This window comes from Paraglaciecola psychrophila 170, from assembly GCF_000347635.1.
GTDB classification, from domain to species: domain Bacteria; phylum Pseudomonadota; class Gammaproteobacteria; order Enterobacterales; family Alteromonadaceae; genus Paraglaciecola; species Paraglaciecola psychrophila.
In genome coordinates, this window is the sequence record NC_020514.1 from 707,860 (window position 1) to 729,310 (window position 21,451).

General features: G+C 39.3%; 26 protein-coding genes. 9 read left to right on the forward strand and 17 right to left on the reverse strand.

Features of this window, described 5'->3' with window-relative positions; all coding sequences use genetic code 11:
* Window positions 1-239 precede the first annotated feature (239 nt).
* Window positions 240-1,703, forward strand: coding sequence for a decarboxylating NADP(+)-dependent phosphogluconate dehydrogenase (gene gnd, locus C427_RS03135; protein ID WP_007642783.1), 1,464 nt, complete (start codon window positions 240-242; stop codon window positions 1,701-1,703).
* A 77-nt stretch (window positions 1,704-1,780) separates the two neighbouring features.
* Here the strand turns inward: gnd and C427_RS03140 are convergent, their stop codons facing one another.
* Window positions 1,781-2,437, reverse strand: coding sequence for an OmpW/AlkL family protein (locus C427_RS03140; protein WP_007642784.1), 657 nt, complete (start codon window positions 2,435-2,437; stop codon window positions 1,781-1,783).
* Between the two features lie 130 nt (window positions 2,438-2,567).
* On the opposite strand from C427_RS03140, the gene C427_RS03145 reads away from it, so the two are divergent.
* Window positions 2,568-3,152 carry a hypothetical protein gene (locus tag C427_RS03145; RefSeq protein WP_007642785.1) on the forward strand — a complete coding sequence of 195 codons (585 nt, stop codon included), beginning with the start codon at window positions 2,568-2,570 and terminating at the stop codon, window positions 3,150-3,152.
* Between the two features lie 341 nt (window positions 3,153-3,493).
* On the opposite strand, the gene C427_RS03150 is transcribed toward C427_RS03145, so the two are convergent.
* The 5 genes from C427_RS03150 to C427_RS03170 all read right to left on the reverse strand — a co-directional run bounded on the left by C427_RS03150 (window position 3,494) and on the right by C427_RS03170 (window position 7,058).
* Window positions 3,494-3,862 carry a YacL family protein gene (locus C427_RS03150; protein WP_007642788.1) on the reverse strand — a complete coding sequence of 123 codons (369 nt, stop codon included), beginning with the start codon at window positions 3,860-3,862 and terminating at the stop codon, window positions 3,494-3,496.
* 123 nt (window positions 3,863-3,985) lie between these two features.
* Window positions 3,986-4,414, reverse strand: coding sequence for a response regulator (locus tag C427_RS03155; RefSeq protein ID WP_007642789.1), 429 nt, complete (start codon window positions 4,412-4,414; stop codon window positions 3,986-3,988).
* Window positions 4,411-5,946: a GAF domain-containing sensor histidine kinase gene (locus C427_RS03160; protein ID WP_007642790.1), complete on the reverse strand. Its 1,536-nt coding sequence runs from the start codon at window positions 5,944-5,946 to the stop codon at window positions 4,411-4,413. Before C427_RS03160 ends, C427_RS03155 begins: the two co-directional genes overlap by 4 nt.
* 84 nt (window positions 5,947-6,030) lie before the next feature.
* Entirely contained in the window at window positions 6,031-6,444 is a 414-nt protein-coding gene (locus C427_RS03165; RefSeq protein ID WP_007642791.1) for a response regulator, read from the reverse strand.
* A 92-nt stretch (window positions 6,445-6,536) separates the two neighbouring features.
* Entirely contained in the window at window positions 6,537-7,058 is a 522-nt protein-coding gene (locus tag C427_RS03170; protein ID WP_007642792.1) for a M48 family metallopeptidase, read from the reverse strand.
* Between the two features lie 129 nt (window positions 7,059-7,187).
* Here C427_RS03170 and C427_RS03175 point away from each other — a divergent pair, with 129 nt between their 5' ends.
* The 6 genes from C427_RS03175 (at window position 7,188) to C427_RS28065 (ending at window position 11,372) form a co-directional block, all read left to right on the forward strand.
* On the forward strand, window positions 7,188-7,520 hold the full coding sequence (locus C427_RS03175) for a metalloregulator ArsR/SmtB family transcription factor (RefSeq protein ID WP_034900254.1): 333 nt from the start codon (window positions 7,188-7,190) through the stop codon (window positions 7,518-7,520).
* Between the two features lie 29 nt (window positions 7,521-7,549).
* The gene (locus C427_RS03180; RefSeq protein ID WP_007642794.1) at window positions 7,550-8,020 is read left to right on the forward strand and encodes an arsenate reductase ArsC; all 471 of its coding nucleotides are present in this window, start codon (window positions 7,550-7,552) and stop codon (window positions 8,018-8,020) included.
* A complete protein-coding gene (gene arsH, locus C427_RS03185) occupies window positions 8,020-8,739 on the forward strand; it encodes an arsenical resistance protein ArsH (RefSeq protein ID WP_007642795.1) in 720 nt (239 codons plus the stop codon). The genes C427_RS03180 and arsH overlap by 1 nt, the downstream gene beginning before the upstream one ends.
* 38 nt (window positions 8,740-8,777) lie before the next feature.
* Window positions 8,778-9,815 carry an ACR3 family arsenite efflux transporter gene (arsB, locus tag C427_RS03190; protein ID WP_015430397.1) on the forward strand — a complete coding sequence of 346 codons (1,038 nt, stop codon included), beginning with the start codon at window positions 8,778-8,780 and terminating at the stop codon, window positions 9,813-9,815.
* A gap of 562 nt (window positions 9,816-10,377) precedes the next feature.
* Complete coding sequence (locus tag C427_RS03195; RefSeq protein WP_015430398.1) at window positions 10,378-11,145, forward strand: phospholipase A; 768 nt, start codon at window positions 10,378-10,380, stop codon at window positions 11,143-11,145.
* Window positions 11,127-11,372, forward strand: coding sequence for a phospholipase A (locus C427_RS28065; protein ID WP_269079240.1), 246 nt, complete (start codon window positions 11,127-11,129; stop codon window positions 11,370-11,372). Before C427_RS03195 ends, C427_RS28065 begins: the two co-directional genes overlap by 19 nt.
* A gap of 11 nt (window positions 11,373-11,383) precedes the next feature.
* Here the strand turns inward: C427_RS28065 and C427_RS03200 are convergent, their stop codons facing one another.
* From C427_RS03200 to C427_RS03240, 10 genes are all read right to left on the reverse strand, one after another.
* Window positions 11,384-12,289, reverse strand: a complete 906-nt coding sequence (locus C427_RS03200) for a sensor domain-containing diguanylate cyclase (protein WP_007642798.1) — start codon at window positions 12,287-12,289, stop codon at window positions 11,384-11,386.
* The gene (locus tag C427_RS03205) at window positions 12,282-13,088 is read right to left on the reverse strand and encodes an alpha/beta fold hydrolase (protein WP_007642799.1); all 807 of its coding nucleotides are present in this window, start codon (window positions 13,086-13,088) and stop codon (window positions 12,282-12,284) included. Before C427_RS03205 ends, C427_RS03200 begins: the two co-directional genes overlap by 8 nt.
* Before the next feature lie 51 nt (window positions 13,089-13,139).
* Complete coding sequence (locus C427_RS03210; RefSeq protein ID WP_007642800.1) at window positions 13,140-13,556, reverse strand: group I truncated hemoglobin; 417 nt, start codon at window positions 13,554-13,556, stop codon at window positions 13,140-13,142.
* 4 nt (window positions 13,557-13,560) lie between these two features.
* Complete coding sequence (locus C427_RS03215; RefSeq protein WP_007642801.1) at window positions 13,561-14,406, reverse strand: DUF3034 family protein; 846 nt, start codon at window positions 14,404-14,406, stop codon at window positions 13,561-13,563.
* A gap of 14 nt (window positions 14,407-14,420) precedes the next feature.
* Window positions 14,421-15,911 carry a bifunctional diguanylate cyclase/phosphodiesterase gene (locus C427_RS03220; protein ID WP_322786666.1) on the reverse strand — a complete coding sequence of 497 codons (1,491 nt, stop codon included), beginning with the start codon at window positions 15,909-15,911 and terminating at the stop codon, window positions 14,421-14,423.
* Complete coding sequence (locus C427_RS28440; protein ID WP_322786667.1) at window positions 15,842-16,777, reverse strand: cache domain-containing protein; 936 nt, start codon at window positions 16,775-16,777, stop codon at window positions 15,842-15,844. The genes C427_RS03220 and C427_RS28440 overlap by 70 nt, the downstream gene beginning before the upstream one ends.
* Entirely contained in the window at window positions 16,743-17,420 is a 678-nt protein-coding gene (locus C427_RS03225) for a methylamine utilization protein (RefSeq protein ID WP_007642803.1), read from the reverse strand. Before C427_RS03225 ends, C427_RS28440 begins: the two co-directional genes overlap by 35 nt.
* Window positions 17,421-17,548: 128 nt before the next feature.
* The gene (locus C427_RS03230) at window positions 17,549-18,115 is read right to left on the reverse strand and encodes a hypothetical protein (RefSeq protein ID WP_007642804.1); all 567 of its coding nucleotides are present in this window, start codon (window positions 18,113-18,115) and stop codon (window positions 17,549-17,551) included.
* The gene (locus C427_RS03235; RefSeq protein ID WP_007642805.1) at window positions 18,097-19,050 is read right to left on the reverse strand and encodes a zinc transporter ZntB; all 954 of its coding nucleotides are present in this window, start codon (window positions 19,048-19,050) and stop codon (window positions 18,097-18,099) included. Before C427_RS03235 ends, C427_RS03230 begins: the two co-directional genes overlap by 19 nt.
* Before the next feature lie 69 nt (window positions 19,051-19,119).
* A complete protein-coding gene (locus C427_RS03240; protein WP_007642806.1) occupies window positions 19,120-19,740 on the reverse strand; it encodes an MlaC/ttg2D family ABC transporter substrate-binding protein in 621 nt (206 codons plus the stop codon).
* A 208-nt stretch (window positions 19,741-19,948) separates the two neighbouring features.
* Here C427_RS03240 and C427_RS26975 point away from each other — a divergent pair, with 208 nt between their 5' ends.
* Window positions 19,949-20,296 (forward strand): hypothetical protein, encoded by a 348-nt coding sequence (locus tag C427_RS26975; protein WP_226991281.1) that lies wholly within the window; start codon window positions 19,949-19,951, stop codon window positions 20,294-20,296.
* 388 nt (window positions 20,297-20,684) lie between these two features.
* Here the strand turns inward: C427_RS26975 and C427_RS03250 are convergent, their stop codons facing one another.
* The gene (locus C427_RS03250; protein WP_007642809.1) at window positions 20,685-21,122 is read right to left on the reverse strand and encodes a pyridoxamine 5'-phosphate oxidase family protein; all 438 of its coding nucleotides are present in this window, start codon (window positions 21,120-21,122) and stop codon (window positions 20,685-20,687) included.
* Window positions 21,123-21,451 lie beyond the last annotated feature (329 nt).

Below are 21,451 nucleotides of genomic sequence, written 5' to 3' on the forward strand. Positions count from 1 at the left end.
GCACTAAAATGGGCTGAACAATATTTCATATACCAATGCATTATTTATTTATGCATTTATGAAGTGTTAAGTTTGATTTTAGTGGTTATTATATATGTACATATGAAAGCTAAATACGCCCTGATGCCTTAAGTTGCTTGGTTCAATTGGACTATATCTTTGAACTGTATTTAAGGGTTTTTCGCATTGCGTTGAATGGCTAAGCCAGTATTATTAATTAAAACAAACATTGGAATTTTATGAAAACACTATCTGATATTGGCTTAATCGGCCTTGCTGTTATGGGTGAAAACCTGATTCTGAATATGGCGAGTAAAGGTTATACCGTTACTGCTTATAATCGCTCCACGGATAAGGTTGAAAACTTTATTAATGGTCGTGCCAAAGGCGAAAGCATTCGCGGTGCTTATTCGGTAGAAGAGCTAGTTCAATCGTTAGCCATTCCTCGTAAAATTATGATTATGGTGAAATCAGGTGCGCCTGTTGATGCCACTATTGATCAGCTTTTACCTTTATTAGACAAAGGCGATATCATCATTGATGGTGGTAATACCCATTTTCCTGACACTATTCGACGTGAAAAATACTGTGCTGAGAAAGGTATTAACTTTGTGGGTGCCGGTGTGTCTGGTGGTGAAGAAGGCGCGCTTAAAGGGCCTTCAATTATGCCTGGTGGTTCGGCTGAGGCATGGCAGGCAGTGAAGCCTATTTTCCAAGATATCTCAGCCAAGGTAGAAGATGGTTCTCCTTGTTGTGATTACGTAGGCGAAAACGGCGCCGGTCATTTTGTTAAAATGGTGCACAACGGTATTGAGTACGGCGATATGCAGTTGTTGTGTGAAGCCTATCAAATTATGAAAGATGTGCTTGGCATGTCAGCAGATGAAATGCATGAAGTGTTTAAAGAGTGGAACACCACAGAATTAGACAGTTATTTAGTTGAAATTACTCGCGATATTTTAGCTTTTAAAGATGAAGACGGTGGTCCACTGGTAGAAAAAATTCTTGATACGGCAGGCCAAAAAGGAACCGGTAAATGGACCGGAATAGTCGCACTCGACTTAGGTGTACCATTAACACTGATTGCTGAGTCTGTATTCGCTCGTTGTATATCCTCACTAAAAGATGAACGTGTCGAAGCATCTAAAGTGATCACGGGTCCAGCTAAAACATTCAATGGTAGCGATGCTGATAAAATCGCCTTTATCGAAGATTTACGCCAAGCGGTCCTTGCGTCTAAAATTGTTTCATACGCGCAGGGTTATACCTTAATGCGTGAAGCAGCTAAAGAATATAACTGGAACCTCAACTACGGTGGCATCGCATTGATGTGGCGTGGTGGTTGTATTATTCGTTCTGCATTCTTAGGTAAAATCAAAGAGGCCTACGACAAAAATCCGGAGTTAAACAATCTATTATTGGACGACTACTTTAGAGATACAGTGGTGGGTGCCCAAGAAGGGTGGAGACGCGTAGCAGTCAATGCCATCACTACCGGTGTTCCCGCTCCATGTTTGATGGCAGCGCTTAACTACTTCGACGGTTATCGCACCGCGCGTTTGCCGGCTAACTTATTACAGGCCCAACGTGACTATTTTGGTGCGCATACATACGAGCGCATAGATAAGCCAAGAGGTGAGTTTTTCCATACAAACTGGACCGGGCGTGGTGGTAATACGTCGTCGTCAACTTATAACGCTTAAGACTATAAAAGACTATAAAAGGCTGTAACTTGATTAAAGTTACAGTCCTTTTTTTTGTGGTTCGTATTAATGCAAAATTAGAAATGATATCCGGCAGTAATGGAATAAACAAAGGGGTCAATACTCACATCCACGTTACCTGCTGAACCATTGAGGTCAAAACTTGCTTCGGTGTCTATATCTAACCAACGGAGCGACGCATTGACTAACCATTTCTCGTCAAGCATATAGTCAAAACCCACCTGAGCGGCCAGACCAAACGAGTTGTCTAAGTGAAGTTTACTGAAACCTGCATTGCTGTTAGCACTGCTAAATTCTTCATCAAAAAATATAGTGTAGTTAATGCCCACACCCACATATGGCTGAAATTTAGCGCTGGGCTCTGAAAAATAATAGTTAGCACTAACAGAAGGAGGTAAGTGTTTAGTGCTACCTAATGGGCCTACCGTATCTAAACCTATATCGTGATTAAAGGGCGAAGCAGCTAGTACCTCGATGGCTAAATGTGGACTATAGAAATACACAAAATTTAACCCTAGTTGGGTGTTGCTATCAATATTCACACCTACGCCTAAATCTGCTCCTGCGACGCTAACATAGTTGCTTGAGTCATCTGGCGCAATATTCGACATTCCAACTCGCACCACCCAATCACCTTGCTCATAGGCAAACGCTGAACTTATTGTGCCTAATAAAGTAACTGCTATCGCAACTGATAAAATTAATTTTTTCATATGTTTCTCTTTGAGTATTAATGAATAAATCAATTTTAAATGACTCACCAAGCTCATGACTGATCTAAAACAAGGTTTGTCTTTGTAGTGTGGATACGTGCTCAAAAAAATTAGAAATTGGGTTTGCTGTGTGATTTTTGAGCAAATAATTGATACTTGGCAGATGGCGTGGGAATATGTGGGCTCAGCTACTCTAAAAGGATTATGTATGTTAGTTAGTGTTCAAGGTAGCTATTTCAACCCGCCCAGCTTTGCTCAGATTAAGCGCTTTATTGAATGGAATGGCGAAAACTTCGAATGGGTACTTGTTGTGTTGTTGTGCGCGGGCTTAATGCTTTCGTCTTGGCATAACAACAAAGTCACAAAAATGGTGGTTGAGCAACCACAGCGTAACGACTTTTTCTTCGTGGACTACTTTGCAATTAATGACGACTCTGATGCAAAATATCGTTATGTGCCCATGAGGGTAATGGAAGTTAAGGAACGCTCGTTAGTATTCAAAGTCGGTAATATGCCACAGTCTAAAAGGGTGTCGCCTACCAAACATATGAAGTCTGACAGAGCCTTGTATAAACACTTCTATCGCAAAGATACATTGGAATTGAGCTTGGTGCAGATATCAGCGTTATTCGAGTCCGATACCATTTACGCCGCTGTCAGGCCTAGAAATATTTTTATCAACGGCTGGGTTGTGATGAATCTAAGTGAGCTTTAATAGTAATCACTATTAAAAACAAAAAGCGCCGACTCATAATACTATGAATCGGCGCTTCTGCTTTTTGAGTGAATCTGTCTTCTGCCATGATAACTATTAGTTGCTATTTTTGGCAATCAGGAGTCGTTAGTACGCCTTGATCAGTCCCTACCTCTCGAAGACAGACCCCTCGTTAATATATGTGGAGCAGATATTATGCCAATATTTTTATTCTTTAAAAACAGTGCGTTACATTATCTTGCAGGACGAAATAGACGATGGTTGCACGGTCTTAGTGAAGAATGCTTATGAAATCACCACAGTAGTGCGTTAGACCGGATGGTCTAGTTATGCCATGAGTATTAGCTAACAAACGTCTGCCAAGCTTGCAGTAAAATATGAAAATCTGCTAAACCACAGCCTGATTGAATATGTAAATCACTTAATTCTTGGCTTTCGTCTTCTTCTGAATGTGCCATCTCTTGGATATGATTATTATTTAGAATCAGTTCAACTTCGTCTTTATCAAACACTAAATGGTATTCCTTTCCATTGTGTTGGTAATGAGAAAGTTGATGGGTTTGAAGCTGCTGGATAGTATTGAGTAACAGTGTCACTTGCCCGGTATCTTGTGCGATTTCATGACTTAACCAATCACCAAAAGCTTCACATTCAAGCTCGCAGGTGGCTACGGGGTGGCCTAAAATATCATGTGAAAATTGATAGTCCATTAGATGTCACAGGTTATTGAATTGTAATCAACCATTATACGCTAAACCAATTGCCAGCTGTGGATAAAATGTCAATTCAGGCATTGCAGGCCATGAGCACTTTGGGAAAACCTTACCCATTATTTAGCTTAACGGTAAATGCACAACCTTTCTGTAAGCGTCAAATATATCAACAATACTAACAAAACTATTGCCTACTTCATCTTTTATAAAATAACCGGCGACGTTAAATGCATAACTATTGAAAATATCTTGCTCATTCTGTGAGGTGCTTAAAACAAATACCACACTATTTTTGTAATCTTTATGTGACCGCAATTTAGTCAAAAACTCAAAGCCGTTCATACGTGGCATTTGTAAGTCTAACAATATGATAAAAGGACGCATTACTTTAGCTGATTCGAGTAATTCAAATGCTTCTACCCCGTCTTTTGCACGTTTTATGGGACTGGAAATTTTGCGACGTTTAAACTCTCGTTTGATACTCATGACATCAATATCATCATCTTCTATTAAAAAGAGGGTGACTTCGTCAGGGCTGAGTTTGCTCATTTATTATTTGCCTTGGGCCATGTGACAATAAGAGTTGCCCCTTTGCCAACATCTGATGTGATTGAAATATTACCTGAATAATTTGCTAATACTTTTTCTACTATTGCCAGCCCTAAGCCACTGCCTTCTACTTCATCTCTTGGTTTAAGAGTTTGAAATTTCATAAATATTTTTTCATGTAACGAGGGATCAATTCCTGGCCCATCATCTGTCACACTTATTTGAAAATCATGTTTTAAATGTTTACATTTTATAGTGATATGCCCAGATGTTTTATCATGATGTTTTATTGCGTTAGATATAAGATTGGTAAGTACCAATTCAAATGGCACTTTAGGTAATACAAGGTCGGTGTCATCTGCTTCAATAATGAAACTGTCTGATAAGGCTAATGACTTGCAACAGCTTTTTACTGACTCTTGTAGATTAAGCGTTTGTGGTAAACCATCATTTTTTCCGATTCTAGAATAATCAAGTAAGTCTTTAAGTAACATGTTCATTCTATCGATGCGGTTTTTGATCATACCAAAATGTTCAAGGCTATCTCCTTGCAACACTTTATTGGCATCTTCCTCAATCCATGACACCAAACGCTTGATGGCGTTTAATGGCGCCTTTAAATCATGGGAGGCTATATAAGCAAATTCGTCAAGGTCGCTATTCGACTTTTTTAACTTTTCAATTAAGGCTTCTCGCTCGGTCACATCTCTTGCCACACCTAATAAATAGGCATTGCCTTCGTCATCATCAAAGCGCGTTTTGGTGATGAAAAAGGTACGCATTTCACCGCTTGGAAAGGTTATGTGTTCTGTTGTTTCGGCTTTGCCTTGCTCGAAAGCTAATTTATCTTGTACTAGGAAAGTTAAAGCTTCTGCATCGCTATATATGTCTAAAGTGGAGTGTCCAATAACCTTATCGCGCATTTCTTCTGGAAATAAAGATAAAAAAGCGGTATTTGCATGTGAAATTTTATAATCACTGTCTTTGGCAAATATCAAGTCTGGGTTATTTTCAGTGATCATCTGATTGAGATCGATGAGATTAGACAATTCGAGATTTTTTCTTCGAAGTGCTAATTGGGACACCACATCTTTGGCCAAAAGTTTTAATATAGCTTTTTGATGTTTATCTAACAGACTTGGCTGAGTATCAAATACACATAAGGTACCCAAAATTTTCTGCTCGTAATTAATCAGAGGCACACCAGCGAAATAACGTATGTTAGGTGTTTTTATAACACATTCGTTTAACTTGGTTCGCTCATCGATAAGAGTGTCAGAAATTTCAAATACATCAGTTTGCTTGAGCATATCTGTACAAAAAATATTTTCTCGGTTTATTTCGTTTGGAAATGAGCCAACTTTTGAAGCCACCCATTGAGTGTCGGCATCGATGAAACTAACCATGGCAAAGGGTTTATTACAGCCTTCGATCGCAAGAACGGCTATGTCATCAAATAATTTATCTATATCCGTACTATTAAGATTATATTTTTTTAATGTTTGGATACTAAGTTCTTTGTGTTTTGGCATGCCTATTCCTATACAAAAGTAGATTGAAATATTCACTGTGATTATGCTTAAACCAATAGATGGTGGTTAAAGACTGCTTGTGTCCTAGGTTATTCCGATTTCAATTTTTAATTCTTCTGTGCTCGATTCACCTTTGATTAGAAAACCTTTCACAAAGTCATATTGCAAGGCACGTGCTTTTTCTTGTGGGTCGTCAGACCCCGAGTACATCAAAATTTGGCAGATATCTAGGTCAACCTGTGTTTTTAACTCTGCAAACTTCTGCAAAAATTCAAACCCATCCATGATAGGCATATTGACGTCAAGAATGATAATTGCAGGTGGGAAACTAGCACCATATTGCTGCAGGTTCTGTGAATGATTTTTTAAAAACTCAAGGCCAGAAGTACCATTCGTTTGTTGCATGATTTCGCTAACGCCAATTTTTTTAAGTTGATGGCTTAAAATGTACCGTTCAATTTCACTATCATCGATAATTAAAACGCTAGGCTGTTGCATCAAAAAGGTCGTTTTTTATTTAAATATATATATTACTTTAAACTTTATTGTTTACAGATAACAGCATTACACAATACTAAAACATAATAAAATCATGTCTTGGATATAACAAATACCCAACCCGTGCGCTCTAGTTCGGTCAGATATACTCTGACATCAAACTCAATTTGGTGATAATCAGGCTGCATATGCTGGCATAGTTGGTAAAATGCTTTGTTGTGTTGTTTTTCTTTTAGATGGGCTAATTCGTGCACTACGATCATATTTAAAAACGCGTCTGGGGTATTTTTAAACAAGGTGCTAACACGTAATTCATTTTTACTTTTTAACTTACCGCCTTGTATCCGTGATACATAGCTGTGTAAACCTAATGCGTGGTTGACTATATGAATTTTGCTGTCGTATATCACCTTGCTCAGTGGCGCTGTTTTTTTCAAATATTGATTTTTTAATGACATAGTGTAATCACGTAAGTCATTATCGTTAGCCACTTTGTGCAAGCTTGGATAACGTGTTCGCAACCAGTCACCTAGTGTATTGGCATCAACTAAGCGACGAATATCGTTCTGTAAATGAGCAGGATAGTGAGCTAAATAGGGTAAATTTTGAGACATTGGTGCAACCTTAATAATAATGTTGCTATTCTACGTCTTTCCACAGAATTCGTCGCCTCGCTTTTTGATTGACATATGAAATATCATATATATGATATTTCATATGTCTTGAGTTGAGCACTACTTTTAATGAACCCAGTCTCTTTTTATAAATGTTTATCTGAAGACACACGTTTGAAGTGTTTGCTATTGATTACACTTAAAGGTGAGTTGTGCGTGTGTGACTTAATCAGTGCTCTACAGTTAAGCCAGCCTAAAGTGTCCAGACATTTAGCTGAACTACGTAAATGTGGAATTCTGTCTGATCAAAGGCGTGGAAAATGGGTGTTCTATCAACTTGATCAAGACTTGCCTAAATGGTCGGTTGAGGTGCTTAAGCTTACCGCCACAGACAATCATCAATTCTTAAACGAATCTTTAACTCACTTAAATAGGGCGAAGCAATTAGATAATTGTTGTTAACCGTATTACTGAGATGGAATACTTTTAAAATGAAAATTTTATATATTTGTACCCATAACCGTTGCCGTAGTATTTTGTCAGAAGCAATCACCAACCAATTTTCTGCTGGCAAAATAACGGCGAGAAGTGCCGGTAGTCAACCTGCAGGTGAAGTGCATCCATTGTCGATTAAATATTTACAGCAAGCGGATATTTCAACCGAAGGTTTATGTAGCCAATCATGGGATGACTTTGAACAATTTGCGCCAGACTTAGTGGTGACAGTGTGTGACTCTGCTGCCGCTGAAACCTGCCCAGTGTGGTTCGGTAAAAGCTTAAAAGTGCATTGGGGCTTAGCTGATCCATCTAAGCTACAAGGGTCTGAGGCACACATTGCCGAAGCTTTTGAGGCAACTATCGAGCACATAAAGCAACGAGTGGAGCAACTGACTAACCTTAACCTAGATGTAAGAGACAAGGTCGCTTTCAAAGCTGCGCTTGCTAGTTTAGGAGCAATTTAATGTCAATTTCTACCCCGGCTATGCCGAACCTTGATAACACCCAATTTCAGGCTCCAAAAGTGCACGACTTCGCCAAGACAAGTGCTCAGCATAAACCCAAAATACTGCTGCTGTATGGTTCATTACGTACGCGGTCGTTTAGCCGATTGGTGGTAGAAGAGTCGGCCCGTTTGTTAGAGGCTATGGGTGCCGAGACGCGGATTTTTGATCCAACCGGTTTACCTTTACCAGATGGCGACGCAGCGACACATGAAAAAGTATTAGAGCTGCGTGAACTGATGATGTGGTCTGAGGGGCAGGTATGGTGCTCGCCTGAGCGTCATGGCGCCATGACTGGCATTCTGAAAAGTCAGATTGATTGGGTGCCGCTAAATTTAGGTGGTGTCAGGCCCACTCAAGGAAAAACGCTAGCTGTGATGCAGGTGTGTGGTGGTTCGCAGTCATTTAACGCGGTTAATCAAATGCGTATTTTAGGTCGTTGGATGCGTATGCTGACTATTCCTAATCAGTCGTCAGTAGCCAAAGCCTTTATGGAATTTGATGACAACGATCGAATGAAAGCTTCGCCATTTTATAATCGTATTGTGGATGTGTTGGAAGAACTGATGAAATTCACCTTGCTGACCAGAGACAACAGTGACTATTTAGTCGACCGTTATTCAGAGCGGGTAGAATCAGCTGAGCAAGTTAGTCACCGCGTTAATCAACGTGTTATCTGACGTTAAATAAAAAGCATAAAACATAGAGGAGCAAATAGATGGGATTATTTGAGCGTTATTTATCTGTTTGGGTTGGTATCAGCATCATAATCGGTGTGGTGTTGGGCAGTATTATTCCAGACTTTTTCTCATTAGTGGCAAGTTTAGAATATGCCCACGTGAACATAGTGGTGGCGATACTAATTTGGTTGATGGTGTACCCCATGATGATCCAAATCGATTTTTCATCAATCAAAGATGTAGGTAAAAAGCCTAAGGGATTGGCCTTAACCCTTGTTATCAACTGGCTTATCAAGCCTTTCACTATGGCGGCATTAGGTTGGTTGTTTTTAAAGGTTTTTTTGTCCGATTGGGTCGACCCACAATCAGCTAACGAATACATTGCAGGCATGATCTTGTTAGGTGTGGCACCTTGTACCGCAATGGTATTTATCTGGAGCCAAATGACCAAGGGCGATGCCAACTACACCTTGGTGCAAGTCTCGATTAATGACATCATTATGATTTTTGCCTTTGCGCCCTTAACTGCACTTTTGCTGGGTGTCAGTGAAATTCAAGTACCTTGGAATACCTTACTTATTTCAGTGCTGCTCTATGTGCTATTACCTTTGATTGCCGGAGCATTGACTCGGTCTTTGTTAGATAAAAAAGCCGCCAAAGCAGCGGAAACAACAGAACCCAAGAATGTAGACAGCTTTGTCGCTGCACTCAAACCTTGGTCTATGCTAGGTTTGTTGGGCACGGTGGTGTTATTATTCGGTTTTCAAGCAAAGACAATTTTGACTGAGCCGCAGACCATTGTATTAATTGCCATCCCGCTAATAATTCAAACCTATGGCATTTTTGCTATTGCTTACTTTTTTGCGATACGTCTTAAACTGCCCCACAATATTGCTGGGCCCGCCAGCATGATTGGTACATCTAACTTTTTTGAATTGGCAGTTGCTGTGGCTATTTCGTTGTTTGGATTGCACTCTGGTGCGGCTTTGGCCACGGTGGTCGGTGTGCTGGTTGAAGTACCTGTGATGTTGTCTTTGGTGTACTTTGTAAACAGAACTCGGCATTGGTTTAACTAAGTAACTTGAGCTCAGCATAAGCCATACCGCTCAATGTCTTTGCAAACAAATTCGCAGGCTCTACATATCGTTTATATTGAAATGACTTCTAGGGACCCGGCACGTCTTAATCCGAGTTCACGTTAAATAAATATCGACTTAGTCAAAATAGGTGATCAGTAAAAAGGAAAGTACAGGCTCAATTATTCTTGGCTTGGTGGGAGGGGGGGGCGCTCACATCGGATAACTGTAGTTGCGCCCATTAAAGATCGCGCTCCATCTCTCAACGAGCATCACAACCATTTGTTCGTTATACTGGCAGATGCGGCTTGTGTTCCTGATTGATGGTATAAATCTATGCGTTGATTTGTCTTACATAATGGTCCTTGATAGCCGCTTGGCTTGTTTAAACCTATGAGGTTGTCACTATTCTGTTAATCTGTGCGTAGAGCATCGAATGCTTATATGACATCCTTGTTATGGATAAATGCTGATTCTGCATTACTCATTGCATTCGCCTCAGGTACTGGCACCATAAGAGTGAATCATTAGTCCAACATTTTCACATCGGGAAATTCACTGAGTGATCAGAACAATAGTGCTATTTTCGTCAGCAGCGTTGATAATTATCAATGCACATGGCGATCAATTAGAATTAGGTCCGCAAAATAGCAGCGAAAGCTGTCTATTAGAGGGCTTGAAACAAGCCGATCCACAGCAAACCTTGGGTGAATTACGGGAAAGCTGCTTAGAGATAGAGCCAACTTTATTTAAACAACGGGTCGAGTTAGAAAAACAAGCATCCAAAAACCGCTTTGCGATTATTCCCCATAGACCTAATTTTGTGTTGCCCGCAAGCTTGACCAGTATTAATCAAGAGCCCTATATCGACACCCCAGTAGGCGATAAACTAGATGATGTTGAAATTAAGTTTCAAGTTTCTTTGAAATATTTGTTTATGCAGGACCTCATCTTTAGAGACCTCGACTTACAATTTGCTTTCACTACGACTAGCTGGTGGCAAGCCTACAACAGTGGTATTTCGGCTCCTTTTCGAGAGACTAATTATGAACCAGAAGTGATACTCAATTATCACCACTCTTGGTCGTTACTGGGTTTTCCTGTTGAACAAACTACATTGTCATTTAATCATCAATCAAATGGTCAAACAGGGCAGCTATCACGGAGTTGGAACAGGATCATCCTAGGATTTGCCTTTGCTCCAACTGACAATGTGTTGTGGGGTTTTAGAACATGGTACCGCTTACCAGAAAACGAAAAAAAACCGCACTTGATCCATCGGGGGATGATAATCCCGATATTCAAAAGTATATGGGGTACGGTGAATTAGGAGGACTATGGAGTATCTCCGATAAGCATTCGTTAGAGTTTATGCTTAGAAACAATTTACGTAGCTCTGACAATCGAGGCGCTATTCAACTTGGGTGGTCATTCCCCATAAACGACCGGATACAAGGTTATGTAGAATACTTTAACGGTTATGGTGAGAGTCTTATTTATTATAACCATCATGCCCATAGGTTGGGTATTGGATTTAAGCTGACTAATTGGCTGTAGCCAGCAGACACTTAGGTTTCTTTGTAAAACTCAGTTTTATTTCGACCATTCTTTTTTGCCTCATAAAGAGCCCCATCAGCTTGATTAGTTAAATCATCAAGGCTGTGACTTCCGTCTGTCATCGTTATGCCTATGCTGACTGTGACTGGGGCATGATTGACTTCTATTCCTGACGTTAACTGATGTAGTCGCCGAGCAAATATTTTGGCATTACTTGTATTTGTGTCAGGCAACAACATAATAAACTCTTCGCCACCAAATCTTGCTATCAAGTCAGTTTGACGACCAAACTTTAGCAATTTCTGACCTAATGCTTTTAAAACACGGTCACCTTCCAAATGCCCATGTGCATCGTTAATCTTTTTAAAGTGGTCAATATCAATCATCAATAATGCAATATTATGAGTATAGCGTTTTGCTTGATTAATAACTTCTGGTGCTCGCAAATTTAGTTCACGGCGATTCATCAGCCCAGTTAGTTCATCGGTTGATGCCATTAACTTTAACGTTTTTGCTTGTGCTTCTAACTCTTTACGGGCGTCTATCAGTTCTTCATACAGTTTGTCGCGCTTTGATGCGTTGAAAAAACTCCAATAAATACAGCTTTTTTCATCCATTTTTGCACTAACTATTACAGGTACACGTTTTCCATTACCATCAAACAAAGTTAACTGCATTTCTTCACATTTTTTTTCATGGATTAACAAAGGCATCAAATAACTTTCACAAAATATTTTTGAAGAGATAGTGAATAAAACATCAGAACTTTGACCTAACAATTTCTTAAGTGTCCAATTTAGTTCATCAGAAAAATATGTATTGGCATAAACAATTTCCCGGTTTTCATTGGTTATTAATGCGCCAGACTGGAATTCATCCGGCTTAGGATTGGAAAATCCAATGGCTTGGTTAGTCAATGTAGTCTCTCAAGCCTTTGTTAATTATGTCAGGGTGAGTCATATGCAAGCAATGACCTTCCGCTTCTACAATTTGTAATTCTGCTTTTGGTAATTGCTGAGCCATATAACTACCCACATCAGTAGAGGCTAGAGCATCATGACTACTTTGAAAGATCTTTACTGGGTGTTTAGCATCTTTTAATAAGTGACGATAATCGGAGAAGAACGTCGCTTTGGCAAAAGCTTTGGCTACAATAGGATCAGTAGAGCAAAAGCTGCCTGACAACTCACCTACTAACTTTTCAGAATTATCGGATCCTATGACAAGAGGAGCAAGATAATTCGCCCAACCTATATAATTTTTATCCATTAAGTCGATCAGTTCTTCTAAATCAACTTTTTCAAATCCACCAATATATTCAGGTTTAAAATTTAAGAAACATGGAGAAGGGCAAATCATAATCAATTTGTGAAAAACTTTTGGTTTCTGGATTGAAGCTATAAGACCGGTCATGCTACTGACCGAGTTACCCACGAAGATGACATCCTGCAAATCTAGGGCTTCACAAATATCCAAAATATCTTGTGCATAACCTTCCAGTGAGCTGTAGCGTGCTTGATCATAATGGGATATATCGGACTTACCTGAACCCACGTAATCAAATAACAACACTTTATAGTAAGGCGTGAGTGCAGGTAACATAAAGCGCCACATATTTTGATCACAGCCAAAACCATGTGCTAGGAGCAACGTCTTTTGGCCCGAACCTAAAATAGTCACATTGTTTCTTTTGATGATTTTATCGGCAAATGGCATGAAGTGTCCTCATGTTTTCGTATAGGAGTTCGTAACTTTAATAGACATTTATTAGAGATAAATCATTTTGTCTCGAGTGTGTATTATCACCGCCAATACCTTATTTTGAACAGAGTGAGGAATATCTGCTTTTGTCATTGCATTAATAAACAAGTCAACACTATGATTAAACTCTGCTTCGGTAATATTCATTCCAGCATGAACCTGTTGCATACTATCACCGCTGTATTTACAAGGACCGCCTGTCAGCATGCAGATATGTTCGCTGAGTTTTTCACGGAAACGTTCGATATTTGAGTCTTTAAAAAACGTAAACAACACCGCATCAAATTCAATTTCAGTAATAAAGTTATCGACTACTTCTTCAATTTTAGGTCGTCCACCTAGTTGCTGGTAAATATTTACTTGGGTAGTGGTGCAAGCACTAAAAAAAATCCAACCGAAACACATTATTAAAATATTTTTCATGTTGTTACCAAAGTTGTCCGTTGAGAGAGAGGTATAACCCTTTTTGCTGCTGCGCAGCTGCAATACTGCCTAGTTCAGCCCATGCTAAGGTAATACTTAGGTTTTTGTTTGGAATATAACTGACAAATATATCAAACCAGTCATCTTCACCTAAGTCTAGATTGTCCGGTTTTTGTCGATATTCAACACCCACCACAAGATGCCTACTGAACAAAACACCAGCCGATGCTTCTGCCATTATTTGATAACTATCATTGTTGGTACCACCAAAACCCAGCAAACCTAGTTGGTTCGCTTTAGTAGCTCTAGCCGTGACGGTCCAAACGGTATTAAAGCCGGCTAAAGCCCCTAAATGAATTTTGCTGGCCGCTAAATAGATATCATTACCACTGCTGGTGTCTGCTGCACCCAAGGCAGCTGCAATGCTGCCATCGTCTAAATTCTTATGTTGAAACCCAACACTCACTTGAGGCCATATTGAATAAATTACATCGCCATAAAGTCGATATTTAAGCCCATATATATTTTGTTTGATTTCACCGCCGAGTGTTTTTAAATCAATTCTGTGTTGCGCCACACTGACTTCCAAACGGTCGTAAAAAGAGGCACTGACTCCCATTACGTTTAAACGATAGTCATCAACGTCTACTTGAGTGGTAAAAGCATTCACTGATATCTCTTGTTGGCTATCATATCCTGCGAGTGTGGCCCAAGGCACGATACCGCCGCCGCCACTTCCTTCAATCTGATTAAGACCTGCAGTACCAATTAATTTACCATCACCCGCCTGGACAATAATAGATACTAAGCTCAGAAAAAATAGCCAAGACTTACGCCATGAAGAATGCATGTTATTACCTCTTTCTAAAGCCATTTTGTGTTTCGATTATCGTTGAACCAAGTAATGAGGTTATCAGCAGTTGTAGGTTTACAAATGTAATAACCTTGAGCCAACTCACAGCCCCAATCAGCTAAAAGTTTTAAGGCTTCGAGGTTTTCTACGCCTTCTGCCACTACATTCATATCAAAACTATGCGCCAAGCTAATCACTGTTTTGACAATTTTTTGGTCTCCATCTTGTTGGTGTAATTTCAACACGAAACTTTTGTCTACCTTTAAGGTGTTAACAGGTAAGTTTTGCAGATAGGCCATAGAAGAATATCCAGTGCCAAAGTCATCAATGGCAATTTCAAACCCTTCATTTCTAAATGCTTTTAGATGAGTAACTGCTTTGTCATGGTCTCTAACCAAATCACCTTCGGTTATTTCAAATGATAAACATTCGGCATGTAAATTTTTCGCTTTGAGTAATGCTAATACTTTGGGCAATAGTGCTGGATTCATAATGTCTTTTGCCGAAAGATTAATGGCAACCGATACATCAATGTTTACTTCTTTAAATCTAGCCGCGTCATCGATGGCTTTATTAATAACCCAGCTAGTGATGCTTTCGATAAAACCAGCTTGTTCAGCAACCGCAATAAAGTCTTCTGGTGAAACAAACCCCAAACGCGCGTTGGTCCATCTTATTAATGCTTCAACATGGGTGACTTTGCCATTTTTCAAATCTAATTTGGGTTGGTAGTTAAGACTCAATTCCTCTCTAGCATGTTCTAGGGTGTTTTTAAGTTCGGTAATAATAGACAGGCGTCTTGAGTAGCGCTCTTCGAGTTCAGAGTTGAAGGGCAATACAAATTGTCGGGTAATTTGGGCTTCGTCTAACACTATGTTCAGTCGCTTAAAGACTTCTTCGGGGGTAGTGGCATCTTTAGGGCAATATATTAGGCCCATAGCAACTTTGATATTTATGACGACACCCCCAGTATCAATCGGCGCTTCTAAGGCTGATTTTAATGAATGAATGAATTCTGTTGTTGGTAAACTCTCGGGTAGCCAAAGTAGTTCACCACCGGTAAGTCTAGCTGCTACACCTTCGAATTTTGATAAACGAAGTGCCAACTCTTTTAAACAAAGGTCGCCGTTATGGTATCCAAAGATATCGTTAACACCTCTAAAACCAAAAATATTGATGCCTAAAGCTAAGAAGGGAGCGTCTTCAGAAAATTTATTATTGAGAAATGTTTCAACATAATGTCGATTATAAAGTGAGGTTAATATATCGTGTCTGGCCTGAAAGATAATGTCTTGCTCACGAGACTGAATGTTGGTCTGCATCAAGGTAAATACTTCAGATAACAGGTTCACCTCCTTAGTATTGGACGGAACCGCAGCGTCTTTGGTGTAATCACCTACTGCTATTCTTTTAGCGTTAGCTGCTAAAACTGTTAATGGCTGCGATATTTTTTTGAAAATAGTGCGGCAAGCAAGGTCGCTAATAAAATAGCTAAAATACATATGGCGATGATACCAAATTGCAATGCGCTGAAATCTGCGAATAACTGTTGCGCATTTTCAGACAAGGTAATCACTGTTAGACTGCCTAAATCATCAGCTAGAGTAAATTGTTGAGAAATGTACGGTGTGTCTTTTGTAATGGTGATAGACAGCCAAGAGGGGCGCTGATTGATTTTAGCCAAAGCAGAGCTAACGGCGGCTTCTGGCAAAGTACTGATTCTATAAACCTCTGTTTCACCATTGAAGACTTGTAATGTTGTCTCGAGTTGGGTCATTTTGTTTAACTGGGTGAGGATAGAATTGTCTAACTTGAAACCAACTAGTGCTATAGCGATAGGCGTTGGGGCATTAATGGTCAGCATAATGACTTGGTACAGCTGATTATCCAGCATCATCAGTGAAGCATAACTCCGTTGTTGAATGACGTTGCCTATAACAGCAGGATATGGAAAGGGTTGTTGCATTTTCAGCACCGCTGGTGCGCTAGTAATTGTATCGCCAGTCAACGAAACTAAGGCCATCAGATCCGCTTTGATGCGTTGTCCTTGGTTATACAGAGCGCTATCAATGGTGCCCTTATCGCCAGAAGCAACGGCTTGCTTAAAACCAAAGTCGGCAGTTAACACATTGGCTGTGGTATTTAACAAGTCTTCGCGGCTTTGTAACACCCTTTGTAATACATTTTCAGCAATCAACAAATCTCGGTCTAGTCGATTTTGGGTTTGCTCACTCGTTGCCATCCATACATTGACAAAAATGGTAATGGCAGTCAGCACAACTAGGCCAACTATTAGTCTAAATATGCTTTGATTCAGAGGTTTTTTGAGCCAACTATTGGTTTCCTTTGCTGAATTTTTCAGAGCCAAATTTGCTTTTAACTGGAGCTATTACATCAGTCAACAAAGTCAATGTTATGAGAATGGGCTGTTCTGAATCAGATGCACCTAGCTGTACGTCTTTTCTTTCAATTTTATTGACAGATAATCTTGAATGCCATAATTTAACGTTTAGCTCGGCACTGGGTAATTCAGCAATGCCTTGGTCATTAGTTATAACGGTATATTCATTGTCAGCTACATAAATATACCCCACCATCTGATCATGAATATTACAGCCAAGCACAACAATGCCGGTTTGATCAAATGTGAGTTGTTTTGATTCGCCACCTTTAAACATTTTAAATTCAAAAGACTTCGGCTTAGAAAAACTATAAAGGTGGTGGCGAATATCGTCACTATTTGGAAAAGAAACAGTTTGGTTTTTCTGTACTACCAGCACCAGAGGAGCAAACTGTTTATCGATTTGATCCATTATCACAACGCTGGGTTTAACGTTAAAAGCTTCTGATGTTGTGAAGCTAATCACTACATTTTCTATAGGGTTACCAAACTGGTCACTAATTTGTACCGATTCAGCTAATGCAAATGGGCATATAAACGTTATAAAGATACAAGCCCATAAATTGTTTACCCTCTTAATAAACATAAGACCAGATGTGTTGATTTTCATACTACTCAATTCTTGTTGTTGTCTTCATTACATAGGACTTGTGAACTTGCACAAATATTTCAATATATTTAACTTAACAGAGTTTGATTCTTGGGTACTTTGTGACCTAGCTAAACATTCCAATCTGACTAATGCCAAATAAAACGTAGTTGATTCAAGAATATTTCAATTTGGTCAGCAGGCCGTCTAGGTGAAAGTGTGTTTATTTCAGTTAGATTAAACAACACAATATTGTCAAAATCATTGATAAGGCTTTGTTTAATCATTTTTATTGTTGGTTGCGAGTCGGAATAAGAATCATGTTCAATTTTAAAACTATCTAGCAGCAGCTTTTCAAACTGATATGACTCTGAAAATTGGTCGTATTGCATAACACCAGTAAACACTAGCTTCGCGATTAAAATCTGTTGTGCACTATTAGCCGTTACTGTCATTCGTAATTTAATCGATTGATCCAGTGTATCTATGCGGATCTTTGCATCAGAAAAAGTGGCCTCGGTACCTTGAAATGACTTATCAATAGGAAACTGCAGTGCTAAATATCGGTCAATCGTTTTAGCTTTTACAAGTTGAAAGGATTTTTCCACTTGAGAAAAAGCTGGTGGGTTGAACATACTGCAAAGTCCAAGTACCAAAATCATCTGTTTTATCACACGCTTTGCTCCCAATAAAATACTTAAAACCACTTTTTCCATAACATGCTTATCAGCAATATTATGGCTACGGTAAGCATAGCCATTGCCAAATAGAAAAAAGCATTAGGCTCTTCAGTACCGGGTAATCCAGCCACATTCATTCCAAATACCCCAGTTAAAAAGGATAAAGGTAAAAATATTGCTGTAACCAAGGAAAGCACATACATGCGCATCCCTTGTTGTTCAGCAATACGATTGCGTAGTTCATCTTGTAAAACCATAGCACGCTCTTTAGCTAGCTCTAAATCTTCGACGTAGCGAGTCATACGGTCAGTCTGGTCTCGCAACTCAAAGGCTTGTTGTTGGTTTAGTGATTTATTAAAGCGATAAATGGCGTCAAGTGCATCTCGTTGTGGCGTTAAATAGCGGCGTATTGCAGCGGCTTGTCTGCGTACCATTGACAGCTTAATTCTGTCTTGTTTTTCAGACTTGTCTAAGGCTTCAAACTCCGTTAGTTCTTCATCCAATACATCCACTGTCTCGCTGATTCTATCGGCAATTTTAGTGATGATTTTTAAGGTTAAGTCCATTGGCGAGCTAGGAATAGTGCCATTTTCTAGTTCTTGTTTTACGTCTTGTAGCGACAGTAATTTGCGATCTTTTCGTCTAGCAGAAATCACCATATTATCGCTGACCCATAATCGCAACGACACCATATCTTCAGGGGCCGCATCAGGATTACGATTAATGCCACGAAGATACACCAACATTCCATCACCTAACTGCATTGCTTTAGGGCGCGTTTCAGTTGTACACAGCGCGTCTATAATTTCATTTTTTAAACCTAAATAGTGTAAACACTCTTTAGAGTCTGGTGCATCCGCTTGAATATGAAACCATGTAAAGCCAGAAACAACCGTCGTGTCATAATGATGCTCATTTGTGGGTGAAATAATCGTTACGCTGTTGACTATATTCAATGCATGTGAATACACAATATTGAATAATGTTCCGAGGGTGACTCTACCACCTCAGTAAATATTCAGAGAGGTGTTTAACTGTGATTACTTAGCTGCTTTAGAATGTTTCACACTTTTTTCTTGCATGAATTCTATAACAGAATCAATACCTTTTTGCCTGATCATTGGCGCAAATTCAGCCCGCTTTGACTGTACCATGCTTATTCCTTCAGCCACTAGGTCAAACGCTTTCCATTGGTTGTCTTTATTACGACGTACTTGGAAAGTAATATTGATATCTGGTTTGCCCGTTTCCTTGATAAGTGCTTTTACAGATACAGTTTTTTTACTCTCAGTAGGTCTAGATGGCTCAAATTCAACAACTTGGTTGGTGTAACTACTTAACGAATTGGAGTAAGTGGTCAACAAGTACAATCTAAATTGCTCAAAAAACAGCTCTAACTTTTCACGGGGGATATCTTTTGCTTGAGTACCCAAAACACTAAGAGCTGCATAAACATGATCGACATTGGGCATTAACTGTTGTTCTACAATTTGTTTCAAGGCTCGAGGATCATTTTTTATTATGACTTGCTCTTGTTTCATCTTAGCGAAAGTGGCAGATGCAACGTCTTTAACAAACACATAAGGATCGTCCGATTGTATTCCTAAAGCATTAAAACTAATCGTTAGCATCAACATAACTAGTTTTATTGATTTTAACATTGGGTAAATCTCCAAGGGTATGCCCTAGTATTTATATTGCCCAACATTATACTATTGGTTTGTTCTGACTAGTATCTAAATGAGAAAGAATTGTTCCTTCAATTAATGAGAAAAAACATTGGCTGTAATTAATCTAAGTAAAAAAAATAATTTTAGTAGTTTGGTGTATTGGTTTCTGGCCTTTATCTGTTTTGCATTAGGTCTTTATTTGACTAATCTTGTTTGGTTGCAAGCTGAATGGTTTTCTCGGTCTGGATGTCTTGTAGTTGTGCTGGGCGTATGGTCCAGTATTGGTGTCGTTTTGCATGAGAAGCTTATATCTCGTCGAGCAAGTTGGATACGTAATAAAGAACTAAGACAATTGAAAGCCAAACAACTAGGTGATTCAGAGATTGCGCTAGGCATAGATCAGGTGAATGCAGATCACGATCAACGACTTAACTTAGCCATGCAGGACTTGCGCATGTCTGTGGGGGTGCTAGAAATTTCTTTGTTAATAAGCGGCACCCTAGTTTGGGGGTTTGGTGACTTGATGGTGCAGGCTATCGTCCTGTAAAACGTTAAGTCAAAAACATATAAGTAGCATTTTTTCTTTTCGTCATTACATTTCAGCCGTTGCATAAAAAATGAACCATATTCCTACTCACTTTGAAAATTTTCCACGTATGTATGTAAAACAATGACTTATGTTTTATCTTGTTTGGAATAAATGTCGATAATGTAGTTCGAACCAACTATGTACTTAAACAAACGAGAGGGAATTATTATGTTGAAGTGGGCACTAACATTTATATTATTGCTGCGGTATTTGGTTTTTCCGATATGGTCAAAATTATATTAAAAGAACCAGAAAAACCACAATAAACTTAGAATGCTTATTTTTTATGTATCACTACAGAATGTTTCAGTGTTAGTTGCTGCGGGTAATTGGCTGAAGGTAGTTCTTAAGATTTTTCTGGTTTATAGATTATCACCCGAGTATAGCCTTCTACCCATTGGTAACGATCAATCTGAAGCGCAAAAATAACTATGCTGGGCTCTGATAATAGTTGTTTCAGGGTTGCATTGCGTTGCAGCAACAAGCGCTGCGCTGATCGAGCAGACTCACCTGTTAGTTCGTGGGCCCTGCCAAAGCCACTCATGGCTAAGCCAGCGACATGATCGTCATTCTTGCCTGTGCGATTATCCCAAAGACAGGTCACATTGGGGTTAGCACGCATGTTTTTTACTTTTTGGGTGTTTTCGAGCGATGCCAGGTAGATTTCATCCAAATCTGTTGAGATAGCATAGGCCATTAGATGTAACGCTAGCTCTTTATCCCCGAGGGTGGCGAGTACGCACTGGGCTTGCTGATTTAACAGAGAGGCTACGGTATTTTTCATCAAATAATATCCATTTATGGAGCTAAATACTGAGACAGAATAGTTAGTCAGTCCATATAATTTTTTTAGTTAATTAACATTGAGCCGCCAATAAGATAGTTGCGCCCAATGATGAAGACTCGTTCAGTTTTTGATATCAGAGCAGTCTAACGTGACTATTAGGGGGAGATACCAAAGTGAGTGTGTTGCTATGTAGCAATATTGCATCAAGCCCTATCAAAAAGTTAACACTGTTGCGAGTAAGATGTAATTTACTAAATAATGCCTGTTTATTTAGCGGTTTAATGTCTTCGGGCTACGAGTCACTATCAAGCGAACTAGCTTACCAT

Bases quoted from the DNA above. Each gene is read 5' to 3' on its own strand.
- C427_RS03230 (WP_007642804.1), bottom strand. From the start codon at position 18,115: ATGGAAAAAGTGGTTTTAAGTATTTTATTGGGAGCAAAGCGTGTGATA.
- gnd (WP_007642783.1), top strand. From the start codon at position 240: ATGAAAACACTATCTGATATTGGCTTAATCGGCCTTGCTGTTATGGGT.
- C427_RS03250 (WP_007642809.1), bottom strand. From the start codon at position 21,122: ATGAAAAATACCGTAGCCTCTCTGTTAAATCAGCAAGCCCAGTGCGTA.
- C427_RS03180 (WP_007642794.1), top strand. From the start codon at position 7,550: ATGAAAATTTTATATATTTGTACCCATAACCGTTGCCGTAGTATTTTG.
- C427_RS03160 (WP_007642790.1), bottom strand. From the start codon at position 5,946: ATGCCAAAACACAAAGAACTTAGTATCCAAACATTAAAAAAATATAAT.
- C427_RS03215 (WP_007642801.1), bottom strand. From the start codon at position 14,406: ATGCATTCTTCATGGCGTAAGTCTTGGCTATTTTTTCTGAGCTTAGTA.
- C427_RS03210 (WP_007642800.1), bottom strand. From the start codon at position 13,556: ATGAAAAATATTTTAATAATGTGTTTCGGTTGGATTTTTTTTAGTGCT.
- arsH (WP_007642795.1), top strand. From the start codon at position 8,020: ATGTCAATTTCTACCCCGGCTATGCCGAACCTTGATAACACCCAATTT.
- C427_RS03165 (WP_007642791.1), bottom strand. From the start codon at position 6,444: ATGCAACAGCCTAGCGTTTTAATTATCGATGATAGTGAAATTGAACGG.
- C427_RS03170 (WP_007642792.1), bottom strand. From the start codon at position 7,058: ATGTCTCAAAATTTACCCTATTTAGCTCACTATCCTGCTCATTTACAG.
- C427_RS03225 (WP_007642803.1), bottom strand. From the start codon at position 17,420: ATGAAAATCAACACATCTGGTCTTATGTTTATTAAGAGGGTAAACAAT.
- arsB (WP_015430397.1), top strand. From the start codon at position 8,778: ATGGGATTATTTGAGCGTTATTTATCTGTTTGGGTTGGTATCAGCATC.
- C427_RS03155 (WP_007642789.1), bottom strand. From the start codon at position 4,414: ATGAGCAAACTCAGCCCTGACGAAGTCACCCTCTTTTTAATAGAAGAT.
- C427_RS28065 (WP_269079240.1), top strand. From the start codon at position 11,127: ATGGGGTACGGTGAATTAGGAGGACTATGGAGTATCTCCGATAAGCAT.
- C427_RS03140 (WP_007642784.1), bottom strand. From the start codon at position 2,437: ATGAAAAAATTAATTTTATCAGTTGCGATAGCAGTTACTTTATTAGGC.
- C427_RS03150 (WP_007642788.1), bottom strand. From the start codon at position 3,862: ATGGACTATCAATTTTCACATGATATTTTAGGCCACCCCGTAGCCACC.
- C427_RS03205 (WP_007642799.1), bottom strand. From the start codon at position 13,088: ATGCCATTTGCCGATAAAATCATCAAAAGAAACAATGTGACTATTTTA.
- C427_RS03240 (WP_007642806.1), bottom strand. From the start codon at position 19,740: ATGTTAAAATCAATAAAACTAGTTATGTTGATGCTAACGATTAGTTTT.
- C427_RS03220 (WP_322786666.1), bottom strand. From the start codon at position 15,911: ATGTATTTTAGCTATTTTATTAGCGACCTTGCTTGCCGCACTATTTTC.
- C427_RS03175 (WP_034900254.1), top strand. From the start codon at position 7,188: ATGAACCCAGTCTCTTTTTATAAATGTTTATCTGAAGACACACGTTTG.